Below are 20,760 nucleotides of genomic sequence, written 5' to 3'. Positions count from 1 at the left end.
CACGGGGCGCCTTGCTGCGAATGCTGCATGGCGCCCCGTTGCATCGGCGGGTGGTCCCGCCGGGCCTGCTGGCTGGCTCGGTCTCAGAGCACCGGCTCGAGCATGAAGTCGACCGCGGCCTTGACCTCCTCGTCACTCAGGTTCACCTGCCCCCCCTTCGCCGGCATGGCCTGGAAGCCATTGATGGAGTGGTCATAGAGGGTCTCCAGGCCCTGTTCCAGGCGGGGTGCCCAGGCGTCCGCGTCGCCCTTGATGGGGGCGCCGGCGGCGCCGGTCATGTGGCAGGCCATGCAGGCCCGGTTGTAGATCGCCTCGCCGTCGGGTTCCGCCTGGGCGAGGGCGGAGAGTGCCAGGGCGGCGATGCCGGTGAGGGTGGTGGCGGCCAGTCTTTTCATAACCAATCTCCATGGTGCATCTTTGTTGGCTTCAAGCGACCCGGGGTTCCGGGGCGAAGGGTTCCATGGTGCCAGCAGGCTCATGGCGAGGTACTGACGTGTGTCAGCATACGCCATTTCGGCACGCCGGCTATGCTCGGGGCGCCGGCTCGATGCGCAGCAGCTGGGCGAGCTCGGGGCGCTGCGTCCCCAGCATGTCGGCCAGGGTGTATTGGTCGAGCACGGCGAGAAAGGCCTTCAGTGCCTCGCCCAGTATTGGCTTGAGGCGGCACGCCGGGGTAATCAGGCACTCGTTGTGGTCGCCGAAGCACTCCACCAGCTGCAGGTCGTGCTCGGTGTCGCGCACCACGGCGCCGAGGGTGATCGCCTCCGGGGCCTTCCTGAGCAGCAGGCCACCGTTCTTGCCGCGGATGGCCGTAATGTAGCCCTTGTGGCTGAGTTCCTGCACCACCTTCATCAGGTGATTGTGAGAGACATCGAAGCGCTCGGCGATCTCGTGAATGGTGGAGCGCTCCTCGCCCTTGACGGCCAGGAAGAGCAGCACGCGCAGGGAGTAATCGGTGAAGCGGGTCAGATGCATGGTGGGATCCAGCGCCTCGAGGCTTGGGGTCGATTAAGGACGATGAGCTAACCGGTCTTCATTCTACCACTTTCCCGCCGCCCTCGATGGACCTGGCTGCGGCATCGGGTCGCATCAGCAGAAAGGTACCCACACCGCCGAAGAGTACCGCCGTCAGCGCCAGCACGGGGTGCGGCGCCCCTCCCAGCCATAGCACCAGCCAGCTCATCGCCAGCAGCCCCCAGGCCAGCCGCTTGGCGCGGCGGGGGACGGCGCGCTGCGCGTGCCAGGCATGCAGGGTCGGGCCCAGGCGCGGGTGCGACCACAGCCAGCGTGCCAGGCGCGGCGACCCCTTGGGGGCGGCCCAGGCGGCCAGTAGCAGAAACGGGGTGGTCGGCAGCAGCGGCACCATGACGCCGACCGCCCCCAGGCCGATACAGCCGTAGGCCAGGGTGTTCCAGGCGAGTCGTGAAATCATCGGGGTCGGCCGCATGGCGTCCTCCGGGAGGTGTCATAAGGTGTAATTTACATGAATGTTAAGGGCCCAAGTCAATGCCTGCCTGCCTCATGCCCTCCCTACTTTGATCTGGGTCAGCTACCTCTTGAAGGGTACCGACGCTGCGGATGGCGGATGGCATACTTCCCCTATTCGGCGGGGTGCGCGAGCGCTGCCCCGTTGTTGCTCGAAGACAGGCTTCAAGAGGCCGTTCCACGCCATGCCACACGATCTGCAATTCAATCGCCCCCTGGTGGAGAAGTACGACCGCCCGGGGCCGCGCTACACCTCCTACCCCACGGCGCCGCAGTTCCACGCGGCCTTCGCCGAGGATGACTACCGCGCGGCGGCGGAGCGCAGCAATCGGGCCGAGTCGCCCAAGCCGCTGTCGGTGTACGTGCACATCCCCTTCTGCAAGAGCCTGTGCTACTACTGCGCCTGCAACAAGATCATCACCCACAACACCGAGCGCGCCGCCGAGTACCTCGAGTGGCTCAAGCAGGAGATCCGGGGCCAGGGGGCACTGTTCGATGCCTCGCGGCGCATGACCCAGCTGCACCTGGGCGGCGGCACGCCGACCTACCTGAGCAACGCCCAGCTCGGCGAGCTGATGGCGGCGCTGGATGCGGCCTTCCACTTCGCCCCGCCGCAGGAGCGCGAGTTGTCCCTGGAGGTGGACCCGCGCACCGTCACCCCCGGGCAGATCCATGAGCTGCGCGCGCTGGGCTTCAACCGGCTGAGCTTCGGCGTGCAGGACTTCGATGCGGACGTCCAGCAGGCCGTCAACCGGGTCCAGAGCGAAGCGCAGGTGGTGGCCCTGGTGCAGGCGGCCCGCGAGGCGGGGTTCCAGTCGGTCAGCGTCGACCTGATCTACGGCCTGCCGCTGCAGACGGTGGCGAGCTTCGACGTCACCCTGGACAAGATCATCGCCCTGCGGCCAGACCGTATCGCCGCCTACAGCTATGCCCACCTGCCGGAGCTGTTCAAGGCCCAGCGCCTGATCCGTCCCGAGGACATGCCGCCCCCCGAGCGCAAGCTGGAGCTGCTGGAGCTGACCATCCACCGGCTCTCCGCGGCCGGCTATGTCTACATCGGCATGGACCACTTCGCGCTGCCCGAGGACGAGCTGACCCTGGCCCGCGAGAACGGCACCCTGCAGCGCAACTTCCAGGGCTACTCGACCCATGCCGACTGCGACATGATCGGGCTCGGCATCACCGCCATCGGCAAGGTCGGCGACAGCTACAGCCAGAACGTCAAGGAGACCGCCCAGTACCAGCATCGGCTGGAGGCCGGCCGCCTGCCGGTCTTTCGGGGTTACCGGCTCAGCGACGACGACCGCCTGCGCCGCGATGTGATCAATGCCCTGATGTGCCACGGCCGCATCGACTTCGCCGCCATCGAACGCGATCACGGCATCGACTTCCGCGACACCTTTGCCGACGCCCTCGACGAACTCGCCGAGATGGAAGCCGACGGCCTGCTGGCGATCGGCGAGGGCGAGATCGAGGTGCTGCCCGCCGGGCGACTGATGATGCGCAACGCCGCCATGGCCTTCGATGCCTATCTGGCACGCAGCGAGGGGCGCTACTCGCGCACCGTTTGAGTACCTTGCCGAATCCAGACGAAGACGGCGCCCCGCGGGGCGCCGTGTCGCTTTCGACCGATGCCGGCTGGTCGCGAGCTCGGCAGTGAGCTCAGACGACGCCCTGCTCGATCATGGCATCGGCCACCTTGCGGAAGCTGGCGATGTTGGCGCCCAGCACCAGGTTGGTGGGGGCGTTGAACTCGGCGGCGGTCTCGGCACACTGGCGGTGGATGTTGGCCATGATCTCCCTGAGTCTGGTGTCGACCTTTTCCAGTGGCCACTGCGCCATGCTGCTGTTCTGGGCCATCTCCAGCTGACTGGTGGCCACGCCACCGGCATTGGCCGCCTTGCCGGGGCCGTAGGCGATCTTCGCCGCCAGGAAGCGGTCCACGGCAGCGGCGGTGGAGGGCATGTTGGCCCCCTCGCTGATGCAGGTCACGCCGTTGCCCAGCAGGGCCTCGGCGTCGGCCTCGGTCAGCTCGTTCTGGGTGGCGCAGGGGAAGGCCGCGTCGCCCTCGATGCGCCAGACCGCATGGCCGTCGGCCGGGTAGTCGCCCGTCGCGAGGTAGCAAGCCTCGGGGTGCTTCTCCAGGTAGGCCTCCAGCGAGACGCGCTTGAGCTCCTTGAGCTCCTTGAGCAGTGCCAGGTCGATGCCGCGGGGGTCATGGAGGGTGCCCCGGGAGTCGGAGCAGGTGACAGGGGTCGCGCCGAGCTCATGGAGCTTCGCGATGGTGTAGATGGCCACGTTGCCGGCACCGGAGACCAGGCAGGTCTTGCCTTCCAGGGTCTCGCCACGGGCCGCGAGCATGTTCTCGGCGAAGTAGACGGCGCCGTAGCCGGTGGCCTCCTTGCGACCCAGGGAGCCGCCCCAGTTGAGGCTCTTGCCGGTCAGCACGCCCTCGTAGCGGCCGGTCAGGCGCTTGTACTGGCCGTAGAGGTAGCCGATCTCGCGGGCCCCCACGCCGATGTCGCCGGCCGGCACGTCGGTGGTCGGGCCGATGTGGCGATGGAGCTCGTTCATGAATGCCTGGCAGAAGCGCATGATCTCGCCGTCCGACCGGCCCTTGGGGTCGAAGTCCGACCCGCCCTTGCCGCCGCCGATGGGCAGCCCGGTCAGGGCATTCTTGAAGATCTGCTCGAAGCCGAGGAACTTGATGGTGCCCGAGGTGACGCTGGGGTGGAAACGCAGTCCGCCCTTGTAGGGGCCGAGGGCGGAGTTGAACTGGACGCGGTAGCCCTTGTTGACCTGCACCTTGCCGGCGTCGTCGGTCCAGCAGACGCGGAACATGATCTGGCGCTCCGGCTCGACGATGCGCTCGATGATGCTGTGGTCGAGGTAGTGGGGGCTGCGCTCGAAGAGCGGGCGCAGGCACTCCAGCACCTCCTCGGCGGCCTGGTAGAACTCGGTCTGGGCCGGGCTGCTCCTGCGCAGGGCCGCGAGGGTGTCATGGACGTAGGGCATGGGAAGATTCCTGTGCGGTCGAAACGGGTCGGCAGCACTATAAGGCAATGCACCATTATGCAGCAAACGCATGGGTTATGCAGGGATTTGACATTATGTTGAGGCGAAATCCCTTTAAAATCGTGAAAAGTTGTGCACCAGTCTGGCTCATTAGTATTAATTAATAGATTGTGGTTCAACGATAGCCCCCTGGCCGGTGGGGGTGAACGGCTCCTCCTTCTGAACTGGCCCGCGACACCGGCGTTTCCGTCGCCGCCGGCCCTGCGGCGGCAGCGGGGACCCCGCGACATTTTTGCACATCTTGTGCTTGAGCCTGCCCAATAGTCTATATATGGTACTGGCTCATCGGGATACACGGTGCGGACGACGGCTTGACGCATGTCAGTGCGAGCGTCTTTCATGAGGCCTAGGATGAGCGTTTCGGCGGCCCTGGCCGCATCGTCATCAGGAGAGTTGGCATGTCCCTGCCTTTCCCGTCCCTGTCACTGCCGCGCCCGCCTGCCCCGAGCCGGCTGATCCGTGCCCTCGACCCGCGGGTGCCCGTCGCCGTCAAGCGGCGCCTGCTCGAACCGCTCCTCAACCGCACCTTCGCCGAGCCGCTGGCCGAGGGCGAGTTCGATGCTCTCGAGGGACGCCGCATCACCCTGAGGGTCGAGGACCTGGGCGTGACCTTGACACTGACCCTCGAGGGGGAGCGCTTCAGGCTTAGCCCGGATGGGGGCGAGGCCACCATTCGCGGCGGCTGGCGCGAGTTCCTGTTCCTGGCGACCCGCCGCGAGGATCCCGACGCCCTGTTCTTCCAGCGCCGCCTGCTGATCGAGGGCGACACCGAGCTGGGCCTGACGGTCAAGAACCTGCTCGACGGCCGCGAGGAGGGCCTGGCCCAGGGCCGCCTCGGCGAGTGGCTGGTACGGCTCGAGCGGCTGGCGCGCCGCGATCACTGACCCCCGTTATCCTAGACTTCTCTGGAGACCCCTGAATGAGCACTCCCGCCAAGGCCGTCAAGACATCCCACGAGGTACCGATGCAGGCGCCCTCCCGCGACATCTGGGATTCCAAGTACCGGCTCAAGGATCGCCACGGGCGGCCAGTGGACAAGGACGTGGCGGCGACCTGGGAGCGGGTGGCCCGCGCCCTGGCCGCGGTGGAGGGCGACCAGGCCGAGGCCTGGCTGCCGAAGTTCCGCTGGGCGCTGGAGAACGGCGCCATCCCGGCCGGGCGGATCATGTCCAACGCCGGGGCCGACGACTACAAGGCGGCGGTGAGCCTGATCAACTGCACCGTGTCGCGGACCATCCGCGACTCCATGCACGACATCCTCGACTCGGTGGTGGATGCCGGCATGACCCTCAAGGCGGGCTGCGTGTCGCCGGATACCTGGGTCGTCACCGAACAGGGCGTGGTCAATGCCGAACAGGCCGTGCGTGAGCGGCATGGTCGGATGCTCTGCTATGACCGAGAGTCTCATCGGTTCGAGATGCGTCACATTGAGCGGCACATGACCACCCATGTGCCGCGCGAGGAGAATATCGAGCTCGTGTCCAACGGGGTGTCACTGAAGACGTCCGTTCGGCACCCCGTGCTGGTGCATCGCCAGGGGCGTTTCTCCTATGTTCAGGCCGGCGATGTGATGGAAACCGATGGACTGGTCCACCATGTCTTTCCCTGGACCGCCGAGGAAACGTCGGCACTGAAGGCATGGTTTGCCGGTGCCCACCTGGGCGATGGCAGTGCCTATGAAAAGCACATGGACTATAAGCCTACCCGGTCCGTATGGGCGGAACGGGCGCATGCCGCAGGGAAGCGCCTGATTTTCAAGATACGTGCTGCAGAGCGAGAAGTCGTGGAGCGCTATGCCAGGTTCTTCCAGGAATTCTGCGGCTCTCAGGCACGTGTCATGACTGCCGCTACCCATAATGGCACGTTGGTATGGGACTATACCGTATCCAGCTTTTCGGCAAGCAAGGCAGCGGAGCTGGTTGACGACCAGATCGGCAAGAAGTCCCAGACCCTTCGGGTGCCTCAGTGGATATCGCGACATCCGGAGCGCTACTTTCTGCCATTTCTGGCCGGTCTGATCGATACCGATGGGACGGTCAGCAAGGAAAGGGGCAGTGTCACGATCGCCGCGCAGAATAACGCGTTCCTGATGACCCTCAAGAACTTGCTGGGGCTATTCGGTGTCAATGCTGGCTTAGGCCGGCGCAAACCTCGGGAGCATCGGTATCGGGGGCATCTGATTCGAGATGGCGGCGGCTTCACGCTGAAGATATCCGATTCCGACTTCCTCAGGCGTATCGCTCGGTACATGGCCGACAGTGGCAAGCGTCAGCGCATCCATGACCACGCCAGCCAAGCCGGCATGTATGACCGCTACCAGGTGCCACCGTCGCTCCGTGATGCCCTGGAGAAGGAGGCCACCTTGCTTGGGCACAAGGAACGGCAGGTGCTGGGCTTCTACCATGGCTATCATCTGCGCGATGTGATCAGCCGTGTATGGCTGGATCGGTGGGAGGAGCGCTTCCCTCATCTGAAACCGTTGTTGGACCTTGCGCGATGCTTGCGACCCATCGAGTCGATCAGACGCGGGCTGGATATCGGCGAGACCTTCTATGACTTCACCGTAGAGCGTCATCACAACTATCTGGCCGGTAACAATGGTCTGATGGTCATTCATAACTGCGGCATCGGCTACGAGTTCTCCACTCTGCGCCACAAGGGGGCCTTCGTGTTCGGCGCCGGGGCCGGTACCAACGGCCCCCTGGCGTTCATGGATATCTACGACAAGATGTGCTTCACGGTGGCCTCGGCGGGCGGGCGCCGCGGTGCCCAGATGGGCACCTTCGACGTCGGCCATCCCGACGTGCGCGCCTTCATCGAGGCCAAGCGCGAGGCCGGCCGGCTGCGTCAGTTCAACCTCTCGCTGCTGATCACCGACGAGTTCATGGAGGCGGTCAAGAACGACACCGACTGGCCGTTGGCCTTCCCGCTGCACCCCGGCGAGAAGGAGGACGTGGGTCCCGACGAGCTCATCTACCGCGACTGGCCGGTGATCGAGGAGGGCTACACCGTCGACGACGAGGGGCGCGTGGCCTGCCGCATCGTCGAGGTGATCAAGGCCCGCGAGCTGTGGGACACCATCATGCGCTCGACCTACGACTTCGCCGAACCGGGCTTCATCCTGATCGACCAGGTCAATCGCATGAACAACAACTGGTTCTGCGAGGAGATCCGCGCCACCAACCCGTGCGTGACGGCGGATACCTGGGTGCAGACCACCGAGGGGCCTCGTCAGGTCTCCCAGCTCATTGGTCGCCCCTTTACCGCAGTGGTTGATGGTGAAGCGCATCAGAGTGGACCCGAAGGGTTCTTCCTGACGGCAAGAAAACCGGTCATTCGGCTGCGCACGGCAGAAGGCTACAGCCTCAAGCTGACTAGCGACCACCGCGTACGCCGTGTGTCCGCGTTCACGAGGCATCGTACAGAGACGGTGTGGTGTGCTGCCGGAGAGCTGCGGGAGGGGGATCGTGTGCTTCTCAATGATCACCGTGCCGGCGCCGAGTGGACCGGTGCGCTGGACGAGAACCAGGGTTACCTGCTCGGTTTGCTGGTCGGTGATGGCACGATCAAGCGCGACAAGGCGGTGCTTTCCATCTGGTCGGGCGCCGCCGTTGCCAATGGCCATCCCGAGGGTCTCGGGGCAGGGGGACGTTCCATTATGGCATTGGCCGAGAAGGCCGCTCGTAGCCTGCCTCATCGCGCCGATTTTGCAGGCTGGCAACGGGTGAGTGGTCGCGAGGAGTATCGTCTATCGACGTCAGCGCTGCGTGAATTGGCTCTGGAGATGGGTATCCGGCCGGGTGACAAGGCCATTACGCCCGAGCTGGAGCGAGCCTCATCGCGTGCTTATGTCGGCTTTCTGCGCGGCTTCTTCGATGCCGATGGGTCGGTTCAGGGCGGCCAGGCCAAGGGTGTCAGCGTGCGCTTATCGCAATCAGATTTACCGCGTCTCGAGGCCGTGCAACGGATGCTGCATCGCTTGGGCATCATCTCCACGATCTACCGTGATCGGCGCAAGGCAGCGAACCGCCAGCTACCGGATGGCCATGGCGGGCATCGTGGCTATGCGACATTGCCTCAGCATGAGTTGGTCATCAGCGGTGAAAATCTCGAGTGCTTTGCCTCACGTATCGGCTTTGGCGACTGTGACAAGCAGGCTCGTCTGGACACCCTCCTGGATGGCTACTGTCGTCGCCTCAATCGAGAGCGATTTGTTGCACGGGTAGTGGGTCATGAAGAAGCGGGTATCGAGGAGGTGTACGACGTCCAGGTGCCGGGCCTCAATACCTTCGATGCCAATTGTTTTCATGCACACAATTGCGGTGAGCAACCATTACCGCCCGAGGGCGCCTGCCTGCTCGGGTCGGTGAACCTGACACGCTTCGTCATCGAGCCCTTCGGCAAGAAGCCGCGCTTCGACTGGGAGCGCTACCGCAAGGTGGTGGCGATCTTCACCCGCATGCTCGACAACGTGGTGGAGATCAGCAGCCTGCCGCTCGCCGGCCAGCGTCGCGAGATCGAGGCCAAGCGCCGCCACGGCATGGGCTTCCTGGGCCTGGGCTCGACCCTGACCATGCTCAAGATCCCCTACGGCTCCGCCGAGTCGCTGGCCTTCACTGAGGAGGTGAGCCGCACGCTGGCCATCGAGGGCTGGAAGCAGGCGCTGGAACTCTCCCGCGAGAAGGGCATGGCGCCGATACTCGCCGAGGACTTCGAGATCACGCCGAAGATGCTGCGCGAGCGGCCGGAGCTGGCGAAGGACGGCTACGAGGTCGGCGACAAGGTGCCGGGCCGCCTGCTGCACGCTCGCTACAGCCGCTACATGCAGAAGGTCGCCGAGGTCGAGCCGGAGCTGGTCGCCGCACTCTCCGAGCACGGCGCGCGCTTCACCCACCACTCGTCGATCGCACCCACCGGCACCATCTCGCTGTCGCTGGGCAACAACGCCTCCAATGGCATCGAGCCGTCGTTCTCGCACCGCTACTTCCGCAACGTCATCCAGGCGGGCAAGAAGACCAAGGAGCAGGTCGAGGTGGTCTCCTTCGAGCTCGCCGCCTACCGTCACTTCGTCGCCGCCGACGCCGTGGAGAGCGACCTGCCCGACTACTTCATCACCGCCGATGCGGTGTCCCCGAAGCAGCACGTGGCAGTGCAGGCGGCGGCCCAGGCCTGGGTCGACTCGGCGATCTCCAAGACGGTGAACGTGCCCACCGACTTCGCCTTCGACGACTTCAAGGGCCTCTACCTCGACGCCTACGAGAGCCAGCTCAAGGGCTGCACCACCTTCCGCTTCAACCCCGAGGCCTTCCAGGGCGTACTGGTGCGCGAGGACGACCTCAAGAACACCACCTACGTCTTCGAACTCGAGAACGGCGAGATCCTGGAGCTCAAGGGCGACGAGAAGGTGATCTACGACGGCGAGGAGCACAATGCGGCCAATCTCTACGACGCCTTGAAGGAAGGCACCTATGGCAAGTGGTAATAATGGCGTGTGCCGGATCAGCCCCGAGCGATGGAAGCTTAATGCCACCCCACAACTTTCCAGAGGAGCCGCCTGATGGCCGTCGAAATCACCTCGAAGATCGTCTCCTACAGCGTCAAGAAGGCGGTGGAAGCGCCGCCGCTGGCCGAGGAGAACCCGCTCACGGTGCGCATTCCCTCGCGCCCCGAGGGCACGCTCGAGGCCGTGTCGGAGAAGATCTCCTACGTCGGCGCCGAGGGGCGCAAGAAGGTCTACCTGCTGGTCTCCTTCATGCCCGTGGAGGGCGTGCTGGGTGGCAAGCGGGTGGTGATCGAGCGCCCGGTGGAGTTCTTCTTCCCCTCCGGCCAGCTCTCCAGCGAACACCAGTGGATCACCGCCACCATGCGCAGCCTGTCGCTGGCCGCCCGCGGCGGCTACGTCACCCAGGCGGTGGCCGACCTGCGCAAGGTGGCCTGGGACAAGGGCCTGGTGCGTTGCGGCATGAACCGCTGGGGCAAGCCGATGTTCCACGACTCCGAGGTCGCGGCCATCGCCTGGTCGATCCAGCAGATCCTCTACCGCCGCGGCTTCCTCGATCAGGACGGCAACCAGGTACCGGTGGAGGACCTGGTCAGCCGTTACGCCCAGCGGCTGGCCAGCGGCCACCCCTGGCAGCCGCCGACCCCCGAGGAGATCGAGAAGGCCGAGCGCAAGGCCCACGACAAGGGTGGCAATCCCACCGTGGTCGGCCACTGCCCCGAGTGCAACGGCGAGCTGATCATGATGGACGGCTGCCCCACCTGCTACGCCGGCTGCGGCTGGTCCAAGTGCGGGTAACAACGGTGCGGCTAACAAGAGCGCGGGCAGGCTGACCGCCTGCCGGCGACAGCCCACCGCCCCGGGTCACGAGAGTGGCCCGGGGCGGTGGCATTGGGGGTTACTGCTCCTGCTCGAGTGGCGGGAGAGAGAGTTTTGTCTCGATGCGCTGCAGGATTGCCATGACGTCGTCTATCGATCGAATGGCCAGATTGAGCAGGGCAGCATTCTTCTCGGGGTCATCGGGGTAATCATGGGAAAAGCGATTGCGGATGACTCTCAGCTGTTGCCACTGATCGCTGCTCTCGAGGAACCCCAGCTTCTCCAGGCGGTTCAGCTTGTCGATCATCGGCCGGTCCTCAAAAGGCTCCTGGAGGACGGCGAGAGTCGCCGGCAGCAGCCGAGTACCCATGGCGTCCTGCAGCCATCCGAAGCGAAGCACGAACTGGTCGAGAGCCTGGATGGAGTCGTCGTCCAGAGAGGAGAGCTTTTGTCCTGTGAGCGGAAGCTGGTCCTTCATGGACCCCAGCGCATGCTGCAGGTGGTGATAGTGGCGCTGGCATTGTCGCCAGGCATCGGTCAGCTGATGTTGGGTGGCATCGGTCATAGCCTGACACCGGTGCGTTCGGCGATCTCGAAGATCGGCGGATGTTCGCCCCGGCCGGCATAGTCGATCAGCAGATCGATCTTCTGCTCGCCCAGCGCCTGCTGGACCTTGACCTGGAAGCGGATCTCGGCCCGCACGATGTCGTCGACATCGGTCATTTCGGTCTCGATAAGCAGATCGATGTCGCCGCCGCGGGCGCTGTCGTCGGCGCGGGATCCGAACAGGGTCACGCGCGCGCCGGGGCCGAAGCAGTCGCGGGCGGCCTGCCGGATGACGTGCTGCTGATGAGCTGTCAGCCGCATCATGCCCTCCTGATCGCTTTTCAATTACAGTAGCTTAGCATAATGGCAACAGCTTCAATCGCGCAGCTCGACCTGATCGAAGTGGCGCCCGAGCCGCCGCACCAGGGTCTCCAGCGCCTCCCGGGGCGGGGCGTCGGCCACCGGCCGGCAGTAGGCTGGATCCCGGCAGCGCTCCAGTCGGGCGAGCTGGATGGCGTAGCGGCGCACGCCGCAGTCGGCCAGGGTCATGGCCAGCCGCTCCAGCGCCTCCAGGGTGAAGTCGCGCCAGTGCACCGTGGTGCGACACTCGAAGGGGATGCCGCCCTCCAGCAGCAGCGACAGGCTGCGGGCGTGGCGCTGCCAGATCCCGCGCCGCCCGCCGATGCGGTCGAAATCGACGCCGCGCCCCTTGGTATCCAGCGCCACCCAGTCGAGCCGGGGCAGAAGGGGCTCCAGACGCTCGGGATAGGTGCCGGCGGTATGCAGCCCCACCGCCAGGCCCAGGGCCCGGCAGGCGTCGGCGGCGGCCGGCAGGTCGGCGTGCAGGGTGGGCTCGCCGCCGCTGAACACCACAGCGTCCAGTTCGCCGGTCCGTGCGGCGAGCAGCGCCTCGATCGCCTCCCACTCCCCCGGAGTGCCGCGGCGGGGAGCGGCCATGGTGCTCGCGGTCTCGCAGTAGCCGCACTGCAGCGGGCAGCCCTGCAGGTAGACCACCGCCGCCCGGTGCCCCGGGAAGGCCTGGTCGTCACGGGCGTCGAAGCCGGCGATGGGCAGGCGCAGGGCCGGCAGCGCCACCGTATCGATGGTCGTGGCGAGGCGGCTCATGGGAGTGTCGCTCCTCGGGTGTTGTCCATGCCGGGGCGGCCGTACCAGTAGCCGTCGCAGATCTCGGCGTCCACCAGGCTCAACGGGTCGGGGGTGGGAAGTGCGCCGCGACGCGCGGCATCGAAGGCGGCCACCACCTCGCCCATGCCCTCGGCACGCGGGCTCAGCCGGGCCACCGCCACGCCCATCCCGGCCATGGCCGGGATCTCGTGGCGCAGGTCCTGGCAGGCGCCGGAGAGGGTCTGGATGCCGTTGAGGGTGAACACCTCGCGCGATTCCTGGGAGCGCAGGGCGAGGCCCTCCGGGTGCTTCTGGCAGACGAACCGACAGCGGTCCTTGGGCTTCTGGTAGCGCCGCGCGGTGAAGCAGCGCGACGACCAGGCGAGCGGCAGGTGGCCGTAGGCGAACACCTCGCACGGAGCGTCGAGGCCCGCCTCGTGGCAGTCGGCCAGCAGCCGGGCGAGATCATCGCGCGACATCTCCACCGGGGCCTGCCAGCGCTGCATGCCGACGCGGGCCAGCACCGCCAGGGTCGCCGGGTTGTAGAGGTTGAGCGCCGCCCCGGCGACGATGGGCAGCCCATTGGCGGAGAGGCGCTGCAGCGCGCTCTGGTCGTTGGCCTCGACCACGAACTCGCCGTTGTCGCAGAGCCGGCGCAGGTCGCGCAGGTCGGCCTCCGACTCGATCAGGGTCTGGCTCGCCAGCACCACCCGCTTACCGCTCTGGGCCAGCTCGCGGCCTAGCCCTAACCAGTCGTCGAGCTTCATGTCGCGGCGGCGCGAGCAGACCGATTCGCCCAGGGTGACGATCTCGATCGGCCAGTCGGCGGCCTCGCGGTAGAAGTCGGCGTAGCGCTCGCGGGTCCAGTAGAAGAGTACCGGGCCCAGCGACAGCTTGAGGGTGTCGGGGGTTGGCATGGGGCCTCCTATTTCCAGCGACGCTCGTAGGCGCCCAGGGTGGTGGTGGCACCCTCGGAGACCTCGCCGAGGCCGGCCATCCAGGCGGGGTCGGGGTGGAAGCGTTCGGGGGTGCGCTCCAGGCGGTCGAGCGCCTGGCGCCAGATGCCGGCGACCTTCGACACATAGGCCGGGCTGCGCTGGCGGCCCTCGATCTTCACCGCGCTGATGCCGAGTTCGGCGAGCTCCGGGAGCAGCTCCAGGGTGTTGAGGCTGGTGGGCTCCTCGATGGCATGGTAGGTCTCGCCGCCGACCTCGAAGCGCCCCTTGCACAGGGTCGGGTAGCCGGCCCGTTCGCCCTCGGCGTAGCGGTCGATCAGCACGCCGCCCAGGCGCGACTCCAGCCCCTCGGGGGTCTCCTCCCAGCGCACCTGGGCCGCCGGCGAGCAGACCCCGCGAGTATTGGGCGACTCGCCGGTGAGATAGGACGACAGGTAGCAGCGCCCCTCGGCCATGATGCACAGGCTGCCGAAGGCGAACACCTCGAGTTCCACCGGGCTCTGCCCGGCCAGGTCGCGCACCTGGGTGATCGACAGCACCCGGGGCAGCACGGCACGTTTGATGCCGAACTGCTCGTGGTAGAAGCGCAGCGCCTCGTGGCTGGTGGCCGAGCCCTGCACCGAGAGGTGGCGGGCGAGGTCCGGATGGCGGCGGGCGGCGTAGTCGAGCAGCCCCATGTCGGCCAGGATCAGGGCGTCGACGCCGAGCTCGGCGGCCTGGTCCACGGCGCGGGTCCACTGCGCCCAGCCGTCGGGCTGCGGGTAGGTGTTGATGGCACAGAACACGCGCTTGCCGCGGGCATGGGCGTAGGCGATCCCCTCCCGGGCGCGCTTCTCGGTGAAGTTGAGCCCGGCGAACTGGCGGGCGTTGGTGGCGTTCTGGAAGCCGAAATAGACGGCATCGGCCCCCTCGTCCACGGCACGCTTCAGGGCGGGCAGGTTGCCGGCGGGGCAGACGAGCTCCATGGGGACTCCTCTTGTGGATCGCGTGTCAGCCTCGACCATCCTAGTCGACCGCCCCGCCGTACCCTTTGACGCGGGTCATGGCATCGGCATCCAGTGCGGGGTGGTACATCCGCGCCAGCGATGGGTTAGCCTTGGGAAGATGCGGATGGACGAACGCGTGGATGTCACAGGAGGGTGTTGTCGATGGCCGAACAGCCGCCGAAACCGTCGTCGCCAGAGCGGGAGATCACCTTGGCGGACAAGGTCGCGTTTCTCTCCCGTCCCGAGGCGTATGCGGATGACGTGGAGAAGGTGGAGACCCGGGAAACCCATATGTCCTGGGTGTTCCTGGTCGGCGGGCGCGTCTACAAGCTCAAGAAGCCCATCAAGTACGCGTCGCGTGATGGTCGCTCCCTGAGGGTGCGGGAGTGGCTGTGCCGCGAGGAGGTGCGCCTCAATCGGCGCCTGGCCGAGACGGTCTACCTGGGCGTGGCGCCGCTCGACCTTACCCCGACTGGTTGCCTTGCCCTGCAGGGCGGCGGGCGGACCCTGGACTGGCTGGTGGTGATGCGGCGCCTGCCCGAGCACACCATGCTGGACGTGGCCATTGAACGTGGCACGGTGACACGCCCGCAGGTGACCCGGGTGGCCGAGCGGCTCACGCAGTTTTACCGGGGGCTGGCGCCGGAGCCCATTGCGCCCGAGGCGTACGTTGTCCAGTTCGCTCATGAGCAGGACATCAACCGGGCCGTGCTCACCGATCCGCGCTTCGGGCTTCCCTCGAGCCGGGTGGAGGCGGTACTGGCGAAGATCGCCCGGATCACGGAGGAGGGCGAGCTGCTGGAGCGGCGGGTGCACGAGGGCCGCATCGTCGAGGGGCATGGCGACCTGCGCCCGGAGCATGTCTGCCTCTCCGAGCCGCCGGTGATCATCGACTGCCTGGAGTTCAGCCGGGCCCTGCGGCAGGTGGATCCCTTCGACGAGCTGGCCTTTCTAGGCATGGAGTGCGAGCGCCTGGGGGCACCCTGGATCGGCGAGCAACTGATCCGTGACTGCGTGCCGGCGCTCGACGATCGTCCCGCCGCGCCGCTGCTGGCCTTCTACACGGCCTACCGGGCCTGCCTCCGGGCGCGCCTGGCGCTTTCCCACCTGCTCGACGCGGACGCTGGCCATCCGGAAAAATGGCAGTCGCTGGCCCATGCCTATCTGGCGATGGCGGAGAAGGCCTGCGCTAGCCTGGCGCCTCCAGGAGTTCGGTGAGCGACCCACCCTCATGGGTCCGGCGGATCGCTTCGGCGAACAGCGGGGCGGCACTGACGATCTCCAGGTGCTCGCGGACCACCGTGGGATCGAGGCGGTGAGGCGGTACGGTGTCGGTGACGATGACCTTCGTCAGTCGTGAGTCGCTGATTGCCTGGCCGGCGTCGCCGACGAACAGGCCGTGTGCCGCCAGGCCGTATACCGACCGCGCGCCCCGCGACAGGCAGGCCTCGGCGGCGCGTAGCAGCGTGCCCCCCGTGCTGATCAGGTCGTCCACTACCAGCACGGTGGCGCCGGCGACGTCGCCAACCAGGGCGGTCCCGCTGACGACACCCTCGCTGCGGCGCTTTTCCATGAAGGCCGAGCCGACGTGGCGGCCCAGCAGGGTCTGGAAGGTCTCCTGGAAGCCCTGTGCCCGCTTCACGCCGCCGGGGTCGGGCGAGGCTACCACGACCGGGCCGTCACAGCGGGCCAGCATGTGAGTACCCAACAGGAGACGAGTGTCCAGGGCGTGCGAGCGGCAGCGAAAGGCGTTCTGGAACGCCACCAGGTTGTGGACATCCAGCGTCATGACCGCATCGCTCCCCATGGCCTCCAGCAACATGGCCATATAGCGGGTGGTCACCGGGTCCCGGGGCTTGGTCTGGCGGTCCTTGCGTGCATAAGCCAGATAGGGGATGACGGCGGTGACACGCTGAGCGCTGGCTTCGCGCACGGCACCCAGGAAGAACAGCAGCCGACACAGCTTGTCGTTGACGCTGTGCCCTGGCTCGCCGTGCAGGCTCTGGATCACGAAGACATCCTGGCCGCGTACGCTGACCAGCGGGCGTGTCTTGTGCTCGCCGTCCTCGAAGTCGCGCTCCTCATGCTCGGCCAGCGAGATGCCGAGGGCCTTCGCCACCCGCTCGCCGAAGGGCCTGCTGGTATTCAGGGCAAAGAGTTTCATGTCACTACTATAGAGTAGCGTGCCTCATCCCGTGCGGCGTTTCCTCTGGTACGTCGGCTTAACCCGAGGGTGTGGTGCTCGCTGGCACGCAGACGGCATCGGCCCTTCGTCCATGGCGCGCCTCAGGGCGACTCAGTCGGGCTTGGCGTCGCACAGCGGACAGAAGTCGGCCTGTTCGCCGTGCCCCAGGCGCAGGCCTGTGCGCTTGTCGGCAATTTGCCGGTAGAGCCGCTGGAAGCTGGGGCTGCCTTCGGCAGGACTCGAGAGCGAGATCCGCGGCGACATCCTGTCCAGCTCTTCGGCGGGGATGCACTGCTCGATGAGGGGGAAGACGTGGCGGTTCTCGGTATGCAGGTGGTGGTGGTAGAGCTCGCTGAAGGCGCGTGCCAGGTCGAGCCGGCGGGTTTCCAGTTCGGCATCCGGCGCTTCGTCTGCCAGGCGGTGAAACGCCTCTTCGAGCTCGCGGCCGTAGGTCGTGATGCGTCGATGCTCCTCGACCAGCACCTCGAGGGTGTCGCGGCTGTCGGGGCGGCGCGCGGCGAGGTGCTCGAAGAGGCTATCCTCCACTCGGTGATGCCACTCCTCGGGCTGCCGGGTGAGGTAGTGGCAAAGCCGCGCCAGCAGTCGGTAGTCGGGGATCTCCTCACAGGTCGCGATCTGCAGCTGACGATCGAGGATGCAGAGCAGCGCCTCGTAGCGGTGGTGGTCGGCGTGCAGCCGTTCCAGAACGATGGCTTTCATGGTGGCCTCCCCGGTGCGTCACCGTTGGTCGCGGCGACGCACCATCGCGTGTGCGACCGGCTCAGCCGGCGCGTTCGAAGAGCAGGTTGTTTTCCAGGTGGATGTGCTGCATCAGGTCGTCGCGAAACTCGCGCAGCCCGGTGTAGAGGGCGCGCCAGGTGGTGCAGGCACCCTTCGGCGGGGTGATGTCGTCGGTCAGCGCCATCAGCTGGGCGAGATGCTCGCCGTGGTCGTCGTGCTCGTGGCGCATCACCGCGATGGGCCCCTGGGCCTGGGCACCCAGGCCTCGGCGCAGCATCGGGAAGAGGATCTGCTCCTCCTTCTGCATGTGGCTCTCCATCTCCTGGTGGATCGTGGTGAGCAGGTCGGCCAGCCCGTCGGGGCAGGTGTCGCGCTCGCCATGGACCTGCTCGACGCGGCGTGCCATGCGCACCAGCTCGGGTAACTGCTGGCGGTGGACCTCGTGGTAGCGAGTGAGGAGATGGTCGATCAGCTCGTCGTTGCTGGCCGACTGCCAGTCGCGCTCGTCGCTGGCACCGGCCGGCAGTGCCTCGAGCTCGGCGACCAGGGCGTCGGCAGCCAGCCCCGCGCGCTCGGCCGCCTCGCGCAGGCCGAGGCGGCCGCCACAGCAGAAATCGATATTATGGTCATGGAAGACACGGGTGGCACCGGGCAGGGTCAAGGCGGTGCGACCGACGCTCTGTTCCAGCAGGCTCATGGTGTGGACTCCTCGATAAAGTTGGATGGCACTCTTGAGTAGCAAGGGACGTGCCAGGTTGCGAGCGCCCGTCTCTTGCGGTATCCCCGGCATAAGGGTAAAAATTACCCGAATAATCTCGGGTAAAATGAACCCTGAAAGGTAAAAATCACCATGCTCGACGAGACCCTGCTGGCGGACCTGGTCGCCGACCTGCCCAGCGCCGTGCGCCTGCAGCGTCTGGTGCGCACCCTGCGCGAGGGGTTTCGCTGCGGTGCCGTCTGCCTGCTGCGCCTGGAGGAGAATGCCCTGGTGCCAGTGGCCATGGAGGGGCTGGTGCGCGAGGCGCTGGGGCGGCGCTTCGAGGTGGCCCATCACCCGCGCCTGGCCACCATCCTCGCCAGCCGGCACACCACGCTATTCCCGCCGGATGCCAGCCTGCCGGACCCCTACGACGGCCTGGTGGAGCAGCAGCCTGGCCAGCCGCTGCACGTTCACGACTGCATGGGCATCAGCCTGCACGTGGAAGCCGAACCCTGGGGCGTATTGACCCTGGATGCGCTGGAGGCGGGCACCTTCGATGCCGCCGATCGCATGGCCCTGGAGCGCTATGCGTTGCTGGTCGAGGCGGCGGTACGGGTCAGCCGCCTGGAGCGGGATCTGCGCGCCCTGCGCATGGCACAGCAGGACGGTAGTGTGCCCCTCGAGGTGCCCGAGGCGCGCGACATCCTCGGCCACAGTGCGGTGCTCCAGCGGTTGCTGGGTGAGCTGGACGTGGTGGCGGCCTCCGACCTGCCGGTACTGCTGACGGGGGAGACGGGGGTGGGCAAGGAGCTCTTCGCGCGTCGCCTGCACCGGCGCTCTTCCCGCCGCGCCGCGCCGCTGGTGCAGGTCAACTGTGCCGCGCTGCCAGAGTCCCTGGCCGAGAGTGAGCTGTTCGGTCATGTGAAGGGGGCCTTCTCCGGTGCTACCGCCGAGCGTGCCGGTCGCTTCGAGGCGGCCGATGGCGGCACCCTGTTCCTCGACGAGGTAGGCGAGTTGCCGCTGCCCGTTCAGGCCAAGCTGCTGCGCGCCCTGCAGGAAGGCGAAGTGCAGCGCCTGGGCGAGGACACCCCGCGCCGGGTCGACGTGCGAATCATTGCCGCCACCAATCGTCGCCTGGCCGACGGGGTACGCGACGGCCACTTCCGCGCCGACCTCTACCACCGGCTGTCGGCCTACCCGGTGGCGATCCCGCCGCTGCGTGAGCGGGGGAGCGACGTGCTGGTGTTGGCCGGCCATTTCCTGGAGATCAACCGCGCCCGGCTCGGGGTGCGCAGCCTGCGGCTCTCGCCGGACGCCGAAGCGGCACTGCTCGCCTACGCCTGGCCGGGCAACGTGCGCGAGCTCGAGCACGTGATCGGCCGGGCGGCGATCAAGGCATTGAGCCAGGGGGCGCGGCGCGACGATATCATCACCCTGGTGCCACAGTGGCTCGACATTCCCGGCCGTGCGGAAGTGTCCGGTGGTGCATTGGAGATAGCGAAGGGGGCGGACGAGATCGCGCCACCGACGCTACGTGAGCGAGTGGAACAGGTTCAGCGCCAGGCGATCCGCGAGGCCCTGGTCGCCTGTGGCGGGCGCTGGGCGGCGGCCGCCCGGCGGCTGGAGGTGGATCCCAGCAACCTGCACAAGCTCGCCAGGCGGCTGGGGCTCAAGGCCGGAGGCGGGACACGCTGAAGGCCGACTTGATCCCTCTGTTCCGACGGCTATCCTGTAAGAAGCAAAATGTATGCATCTTAATGCTCGTGCGCTGGCTCTGGCGGTTCACGGTAGTGGGAGGTCGCCACAGACGGGAGGAACTGACGTATGAACATGAGTCGTACCGCATCGACTTTTCTGAAGCCAGCCGGGGGCTAGCCCATGATCAAGGTGCATCTCTATCGCTATCATCCCGAGCAGGACGACCTGCCGAGAATGGCAACCGTGGAAGTCGAGGAGCGTTTTCGCAAGGCCATGGTGCTCGACGTCCTCGAGGACCTCAAGCAGCGAGATCCCACCCTGGCCTATCGGCGCTCCTGCCGGGAAGGGGTGTGCGGCTCCGATGGCATGAACATCAACGGCAAGAACGGCCTGGCCTGCATCACCCCGGTGGAGGCGGTGCTGGGCGACTCCGACACCTTGACCCTGCGTCCGCTGCCCGGCATGCCGGTGATTCGCGACCTGGTGGTGGACCAGGCGCTGTTCTTCCGGCAGTTCGAGAAGATCCGGCCCTGGCTGATCAACGACGACCCGCCCTCGGCCATCGAGCGTCTGCAGCGCCCGGCGGATCGCGAGAAACTCGATGGCCTCTACGAATGCATCCTCTGTGCCTGCTGCAGCTCGGCCTGTCCCTCCTGGTGGTGGAACCCGGACAAGTACATCGGTCCGGCCGGTCTGATCCAGGCCTACCGCTTCCTGATCGACAGCCGCGATACCGCCACCGACGAGCGCCTGGCTGAGCTCGACGACCCCTTCAGCGTGTTTCGCTGCCGCCAGATCGCCAACTGCACCTGGGTCTGCCCCGAATGGCACTTACTTAAGGCGCTGACCGACGCATAATCGGTTGATTTACAAGAAAACGGACGATGGAATACGGTATTGTGCAAGTCGCGAAACCACACACAAACCGCAAACCCATCGCCCGC

The 20,760-nt window shown here is 66.6% G+C and carries 19 protein-coding genes; 7 read left to right on the top strand and 12 right to left on the bottom strand.

What is annotated here, in order from left to right; translation table 11 throughout:
* Positions 1–83 precede the first annotated feature (83 nt).
* From AC5W54_RS00095 to AC5W54_RS00085, 3 genes are all read right to left on the bottom strand, one after another.
* On the bottom strand, positions 84–395 hold the full coding sequence (locus tag AC5W54_RS00095) for a c-type cytochrome (protein WP_495960029.1): 312 nt from the start codon (positions 393–395) through the stop codon (positions 84–86).
* Between the two features lie 130 nt (positions 396–525).
* Entirely contained in the window at positions 526–975 is a 450-nt protein-coding gene (locus AC5W54_RS00090; RefSeq protein WP_495960028.1) for an Rrf2 family transcriptional regulator, read from the bottom strand.
* A 58-nt stretch (positions 976–1,033) separates the two neighbouring features.
* On the bottom strand, positions 1,034–1,447 hold the full coding sequence (locus tag AC5W54_RS00085; protein ID WP_495960027.1) for a YbaN family protein: 414 nt from the start codon (positions 1,445–1,447) through the stop codon (positions 1,034–1,036).
* Positions 1,448–1,670: 223 nt separating this feature from the next.
* Between AC5W54_RS00085 and hemN the strand changes: the two genes are divergently transcribed.
* Entirely contained in the window at positions 1,671–3,056 is a 1,386-nt protein-coding gene (hemN, locus tag AC5W54_RS00080; RefSeq protein WP_495960026.1) for an oxygen-independent coproporphyrinogen III oxidase, read from the top strand.
* Between the two features lie 91 nt (positions 3,057–3,147).
* On the opposite strand, the gene gdhA is transcribed toward hemN, so the two are convergent.
* Entirely contained in the window at positions 3,148–4,500 is a 1,353-nt protein-coding gene (gene gdhA, locus AC5W54_RS00075; RefSeq protein WP_495960025.1) for an NADP-specific glutamate dehydrogenase, read from the bottom strand.
* A gap of 458 nt (positions 4,501–4,958) precedes the next feature.
* On the opposite strand from gdhA, the gene ubiT reads away from it, so the two are divergent.
* The 3 genes from ubiT (at position 4,959) to AC5W54_RS00060 (ending at position 10,858) form a co-directional block, all read left to right on the top strand.
* Entirely contained in the window at positions 4,959–5,444 is a 486-nt protein-coding gene (ubiT, locus tag AC5W54_RS00070) for a ubiquinone anaerobic biosynthesis accessory factor UbiT (RefSeq protein WP_495960024.1), read from the top strand.
* Between the two features lie 35 nt (positions 5,445–5,479).
* Entirely contained in the window at positions 5,480–10,042 is a 4,563-nt protein-coding gene (locus AC5W54_RS00065) for a ribonucleotide reductase barrel domain-containing protein (protein ID WP_495960023.1), read from the top strand.
* Between the two features lie 75 nt (positions 10,043–10,117).
* Entirely contained in the window at positions 10,118–10,858 is a 741-nt protein-coding gene (locus AC5W54_RS00060; protein ID WP_495960022.1) for a ribonucleoside-diphosphate reductase, read from the top strand.
* 100 nt (positions 10,859–10,958) lie between these two features.
* On the opposite strand, the gene AC5W54_RS00055 is transcribed toward AC5W54_RS00060, so the two are convergent.
* From AC5W54_RS00055 to ubiU, 5 genes are read right to left on the bottom strand one after another with little or no spacing between them, the layout of a single operon-like run.
* Complete coding sequence (locus tag AC5W54_RS00055; RefSeq protein ID WP_495960021.1) at positions 10,959–11,444, bottom strand: hypothetical protein; 486 nt, start codon at positions 11,442–11,444, stop codon at positions 10,959–10,961.
* Positions 11,441–11,746 carry a nucleotidyltransferase domain-containing protein gene (locus AC5W54_RS00050; RefSeq protein ID WP_495960020.1) on the bottom strand — a complete coding sequence of 102 codons (306 nt, stop codon included), beginning with the start codon at positions 11,744–11,746 and terminating at the stop codon, positions 11,441–11,443. The genes AC5W54_RS00055 and AC5W54_RS00050 overlap by 4 nt, the downstream gene beginning before the upstream one ends.
* Before the next feature lie 54 nt (positions 11,747–11,800).
* Positions 11,801–12,550, bottom strand: a complete 750-nt coding sequence (locus tag AC5W54_RS00045; RefSeq protein ID WP_495960019.1) for an anaerobic ribonucleoside-triphosphate reductase activating protein — start codon at positions 12,548–12,550, stop codon at positions 11,801–11,803.
* Complete coding sequence (locus AC5W54_RS00040) at positions 12,547–13,467, bottom strand: U32 family peptidase (RefSeq protein WP_495960018.1); 921 nt, start codon at positions 13,465–13,467, stop codon at positions 12,547–12,549. The genes AC5W54_RS00045 and AC5W54_RS00040 overlap by 4 nt, the downstream gene beginning before the upstream one ends.
* A gap of 8 nt (positions 13,468–13,475) precedes the next feature.
* Complete coding sequence (ubiU, locus tag AC5W54_RS00035) at positions 13,476–14,471, bottom strand: ubiquinone anaerobic biosynthesis protein UbiU (RefSeq protein WP_495960017.1); 996 nt, start codon at positions 14,469–14,471, stop codon at positions 13,476–13,478.
* Between the two features lie 231 nt (positions 14,472–14,702).
* Between ubiU and AC5W54_RS00030 the strand changes: the two genes are divergently transcribed.
* Positions 14,703–15,710 carry a hypothetical protein gene (locus AC5W54_RS00030; RefSeq protein WP_495960016.1) on the top strand — a complete coding sequence of 336 codons (1,008 nt, stop codon included), beginning with the start codon at positions 14,703–14,705 and terminating at the stop codon, positions 15,708–15,710.
* Here AC5W54_RS00030 and AC5W54_RS00025 read toward each other — a convergent pair.
* The 3 genes from AC5W54_RS00025 to ytfE form a co-directional block, all read right to left on the bottom strand.
* Positions 15,682–16,656: a ribose-phosphate diphosphokinase gene (locus AC5W54_RS00025; protein WP_495960015.1), complete on the bottom strand. Its 975-nt coding sequence runs from the start codon at positions 16,654–16,656 to the stop codon at positions 15,682–15,684. The genes AC5W54_RS00030 and AC5W54_RS00025 overlap by 29 nt on opposite strands.
* A gap of 132 nt (positions 16,657–16,788) precedes the next feature.
* Complete coding sequence (locus AC5W54_RS00020) at positions 16,789–17,397, bottom strand: hemerythrin domain-containing protein (RefSeq protein ID WP_495960014.1); 609 nt, start codon at positions 17,395–17,397, stop codon at positions 16,789–16,791.
* Between the two features lie 61 nt (positions 17,398–17,458).
* Positions 17,459–18,115: an iron-sulfur cluster repair protein YtfE gene (gene ytfE / locus AC5W54_RS00015; protein WP_495960013.1), complete on the bottom strand. Its 657-nt coding sequence runs from the start codon at positions 18,113–18,115 to the stop codon at positions 17,459–17,461.
* Between the two features lie 153 nt (positions 18,116–18,268).
* Here ytfE and norR point away from each other — a divergent pair, with 153 nt between their 5' ends.
* Together norR and AC5W54_RS00005 are read left to right on the top strand one after the other, a co-directional pair.
* Positions 18,269–19,813, top strand: a complete 1,545-nt coding sequence (norR, locus tag AC5W54_RS00010) for a nitric oxide reductase transcriptional regulator NorR (RefSeq protein ID WP_495960012.1) — start codon at positions 18,269–18,271, stop codon at positions 19,811–19,813.
* A 186-nt stretch (positions 19,814–19,999) separates the two neighbouring features.
* On the top strand, positions 20,000–20,674 hold the full coding sequence (locus tag AC5W54_RS00005) for a succinate dehydrogenase iron-sulfur subunit (protein WP_495960431.1): 675 nt from the start codon (positions 20,000–20,002) through the stop codon (positions 20,672–20,674).
* Positions 20,675–20,760 lie beyond the last annotated feature (86 nt).

The sequence above is a fragment of the Halomonas sp. LMYGS-3 genome (assembly GCF_059509875.1).
This window is presented reverse-complemented; position numbering and strand designations above follow the sequence as displayed.

Bases quoted from the DNA above. Each gene is read 5' to 3' on its own strand.
- AC5W54_RS00025 (WP_495960015.1), bottom strand. From the start codon at position 16,656: ATGAAACTCTTTGCCCTGAATACCAGCAGGCCCTTCGGCGAGCGGGTG.
- norR (WP_495960012.1), top strand. From the start codon at position 18,269: ATGCTCGACGAGACCCTGCTGGCGGACCTGGTCGCCGACCTGCCCAGC.
- ytfE (WP_495960013.1), bottom strand. From the start codon at position 18,115: ATGAGCCTGCTGGAACAGAGCGTCGGTCGCACCGCCTTGACCCTGCCC.
- AC5W54_RS00045 (WP_495960019.1), bottom strand. From the start codon at position 12,550: ATGAGCCGCCTCGCCACGACCATCGATACGGTGGCGCTGCCGGCCCTG.
- ubiT (WP_495960024.1), top strand. From the start codon at position 4,959: ATGTCCCTGCCTTTCCCGTCCCTGTCACTGCCGCGCCCGCCTGCCCCG.
- AC5W54_RS00095 (WP_495960029.1), bottom strand. From the start codon at position 395: ATGAAAAGACTGGCCGCCACCACCCTCACCGGCATCGCCGCCCTGGCA.
- AC5W54_RS00060 (WP_495960022.1), top strand. From the start codon at position 10,118: ATGGCCGTCGAAATCACCTCGAAGATCGTCTCCTACAGCGTCAAGAAG.
- AC5W54_RS00050 (WP_495960020.1), bottom strand. From the start codon at position 11,746: ATGCGGCTGACAGCTCATCAGCAGCACGTCATCCGGCAGGCCGCCCGC.
- AC5W54_RS00040 (WP_495960018.1), bottom strand. From the start codon at position 13,467: ATGCCAACCCCCGACACCCTCAAGCTGTCGCTGGGCCCGGTACTCTTC.
- AC5W54_RS00065 (WP_495960023.1), top strand. From the start codon at position 5,480: ATGAGCACTCCCGCCAAGGCCGTCAAGACATCCCACGAGGTACCGATG.
- ubiU (WP_495960017.1), bottom strand. From the start codon at position 14,471: ATGGAGCTCGTCTGCCCCGCCGGCAACCTGCCCGCCCTGAAGCGTGCC.
- AC5W54_RS00090 (WP_495960028.1), bottom strand. From the start codon at position 975: ATGCATCTGACCCGCTTCACCGATTACTCCCTGCGCGTGCTGCTCTTC.
- AC5W54_RS00020 (WP_495960014.1), bottom strand. From the start codon at position 17,397: ATGAAAGCCATCGTTCTGGAACGGCTGCACGCCGACCACCACCGCTAC.
- AC5W54_RS00055 (WP_495960021.1), bottom strand. From the start codon at position 11,444: ATGACCGATGCCACCCAACATCAGCTGACCGATGCCTGGCGACAATGC.
- AC5W54_RS00085 (WP_495960027.1), bottom strand. From the start codon at position 1,447: ATGCGGCCGACCCCGATGATTTCACGACTCGCCTGGAACACCCTGGCC.
- gdhA (WP_495960025.1), bottom strand. From the start codon at position 4,500: ATGCCCTACGTCCATGACACCCTCGCGGCCCTGCGCAGGAGCAGCCCG.
- hemN (WP_495960026.1), top strand. From the start codon at position 1,671: ATGCCACACGATCTGCAATTCAATCGCCCCCTGGTGGAGAAGTACGAC.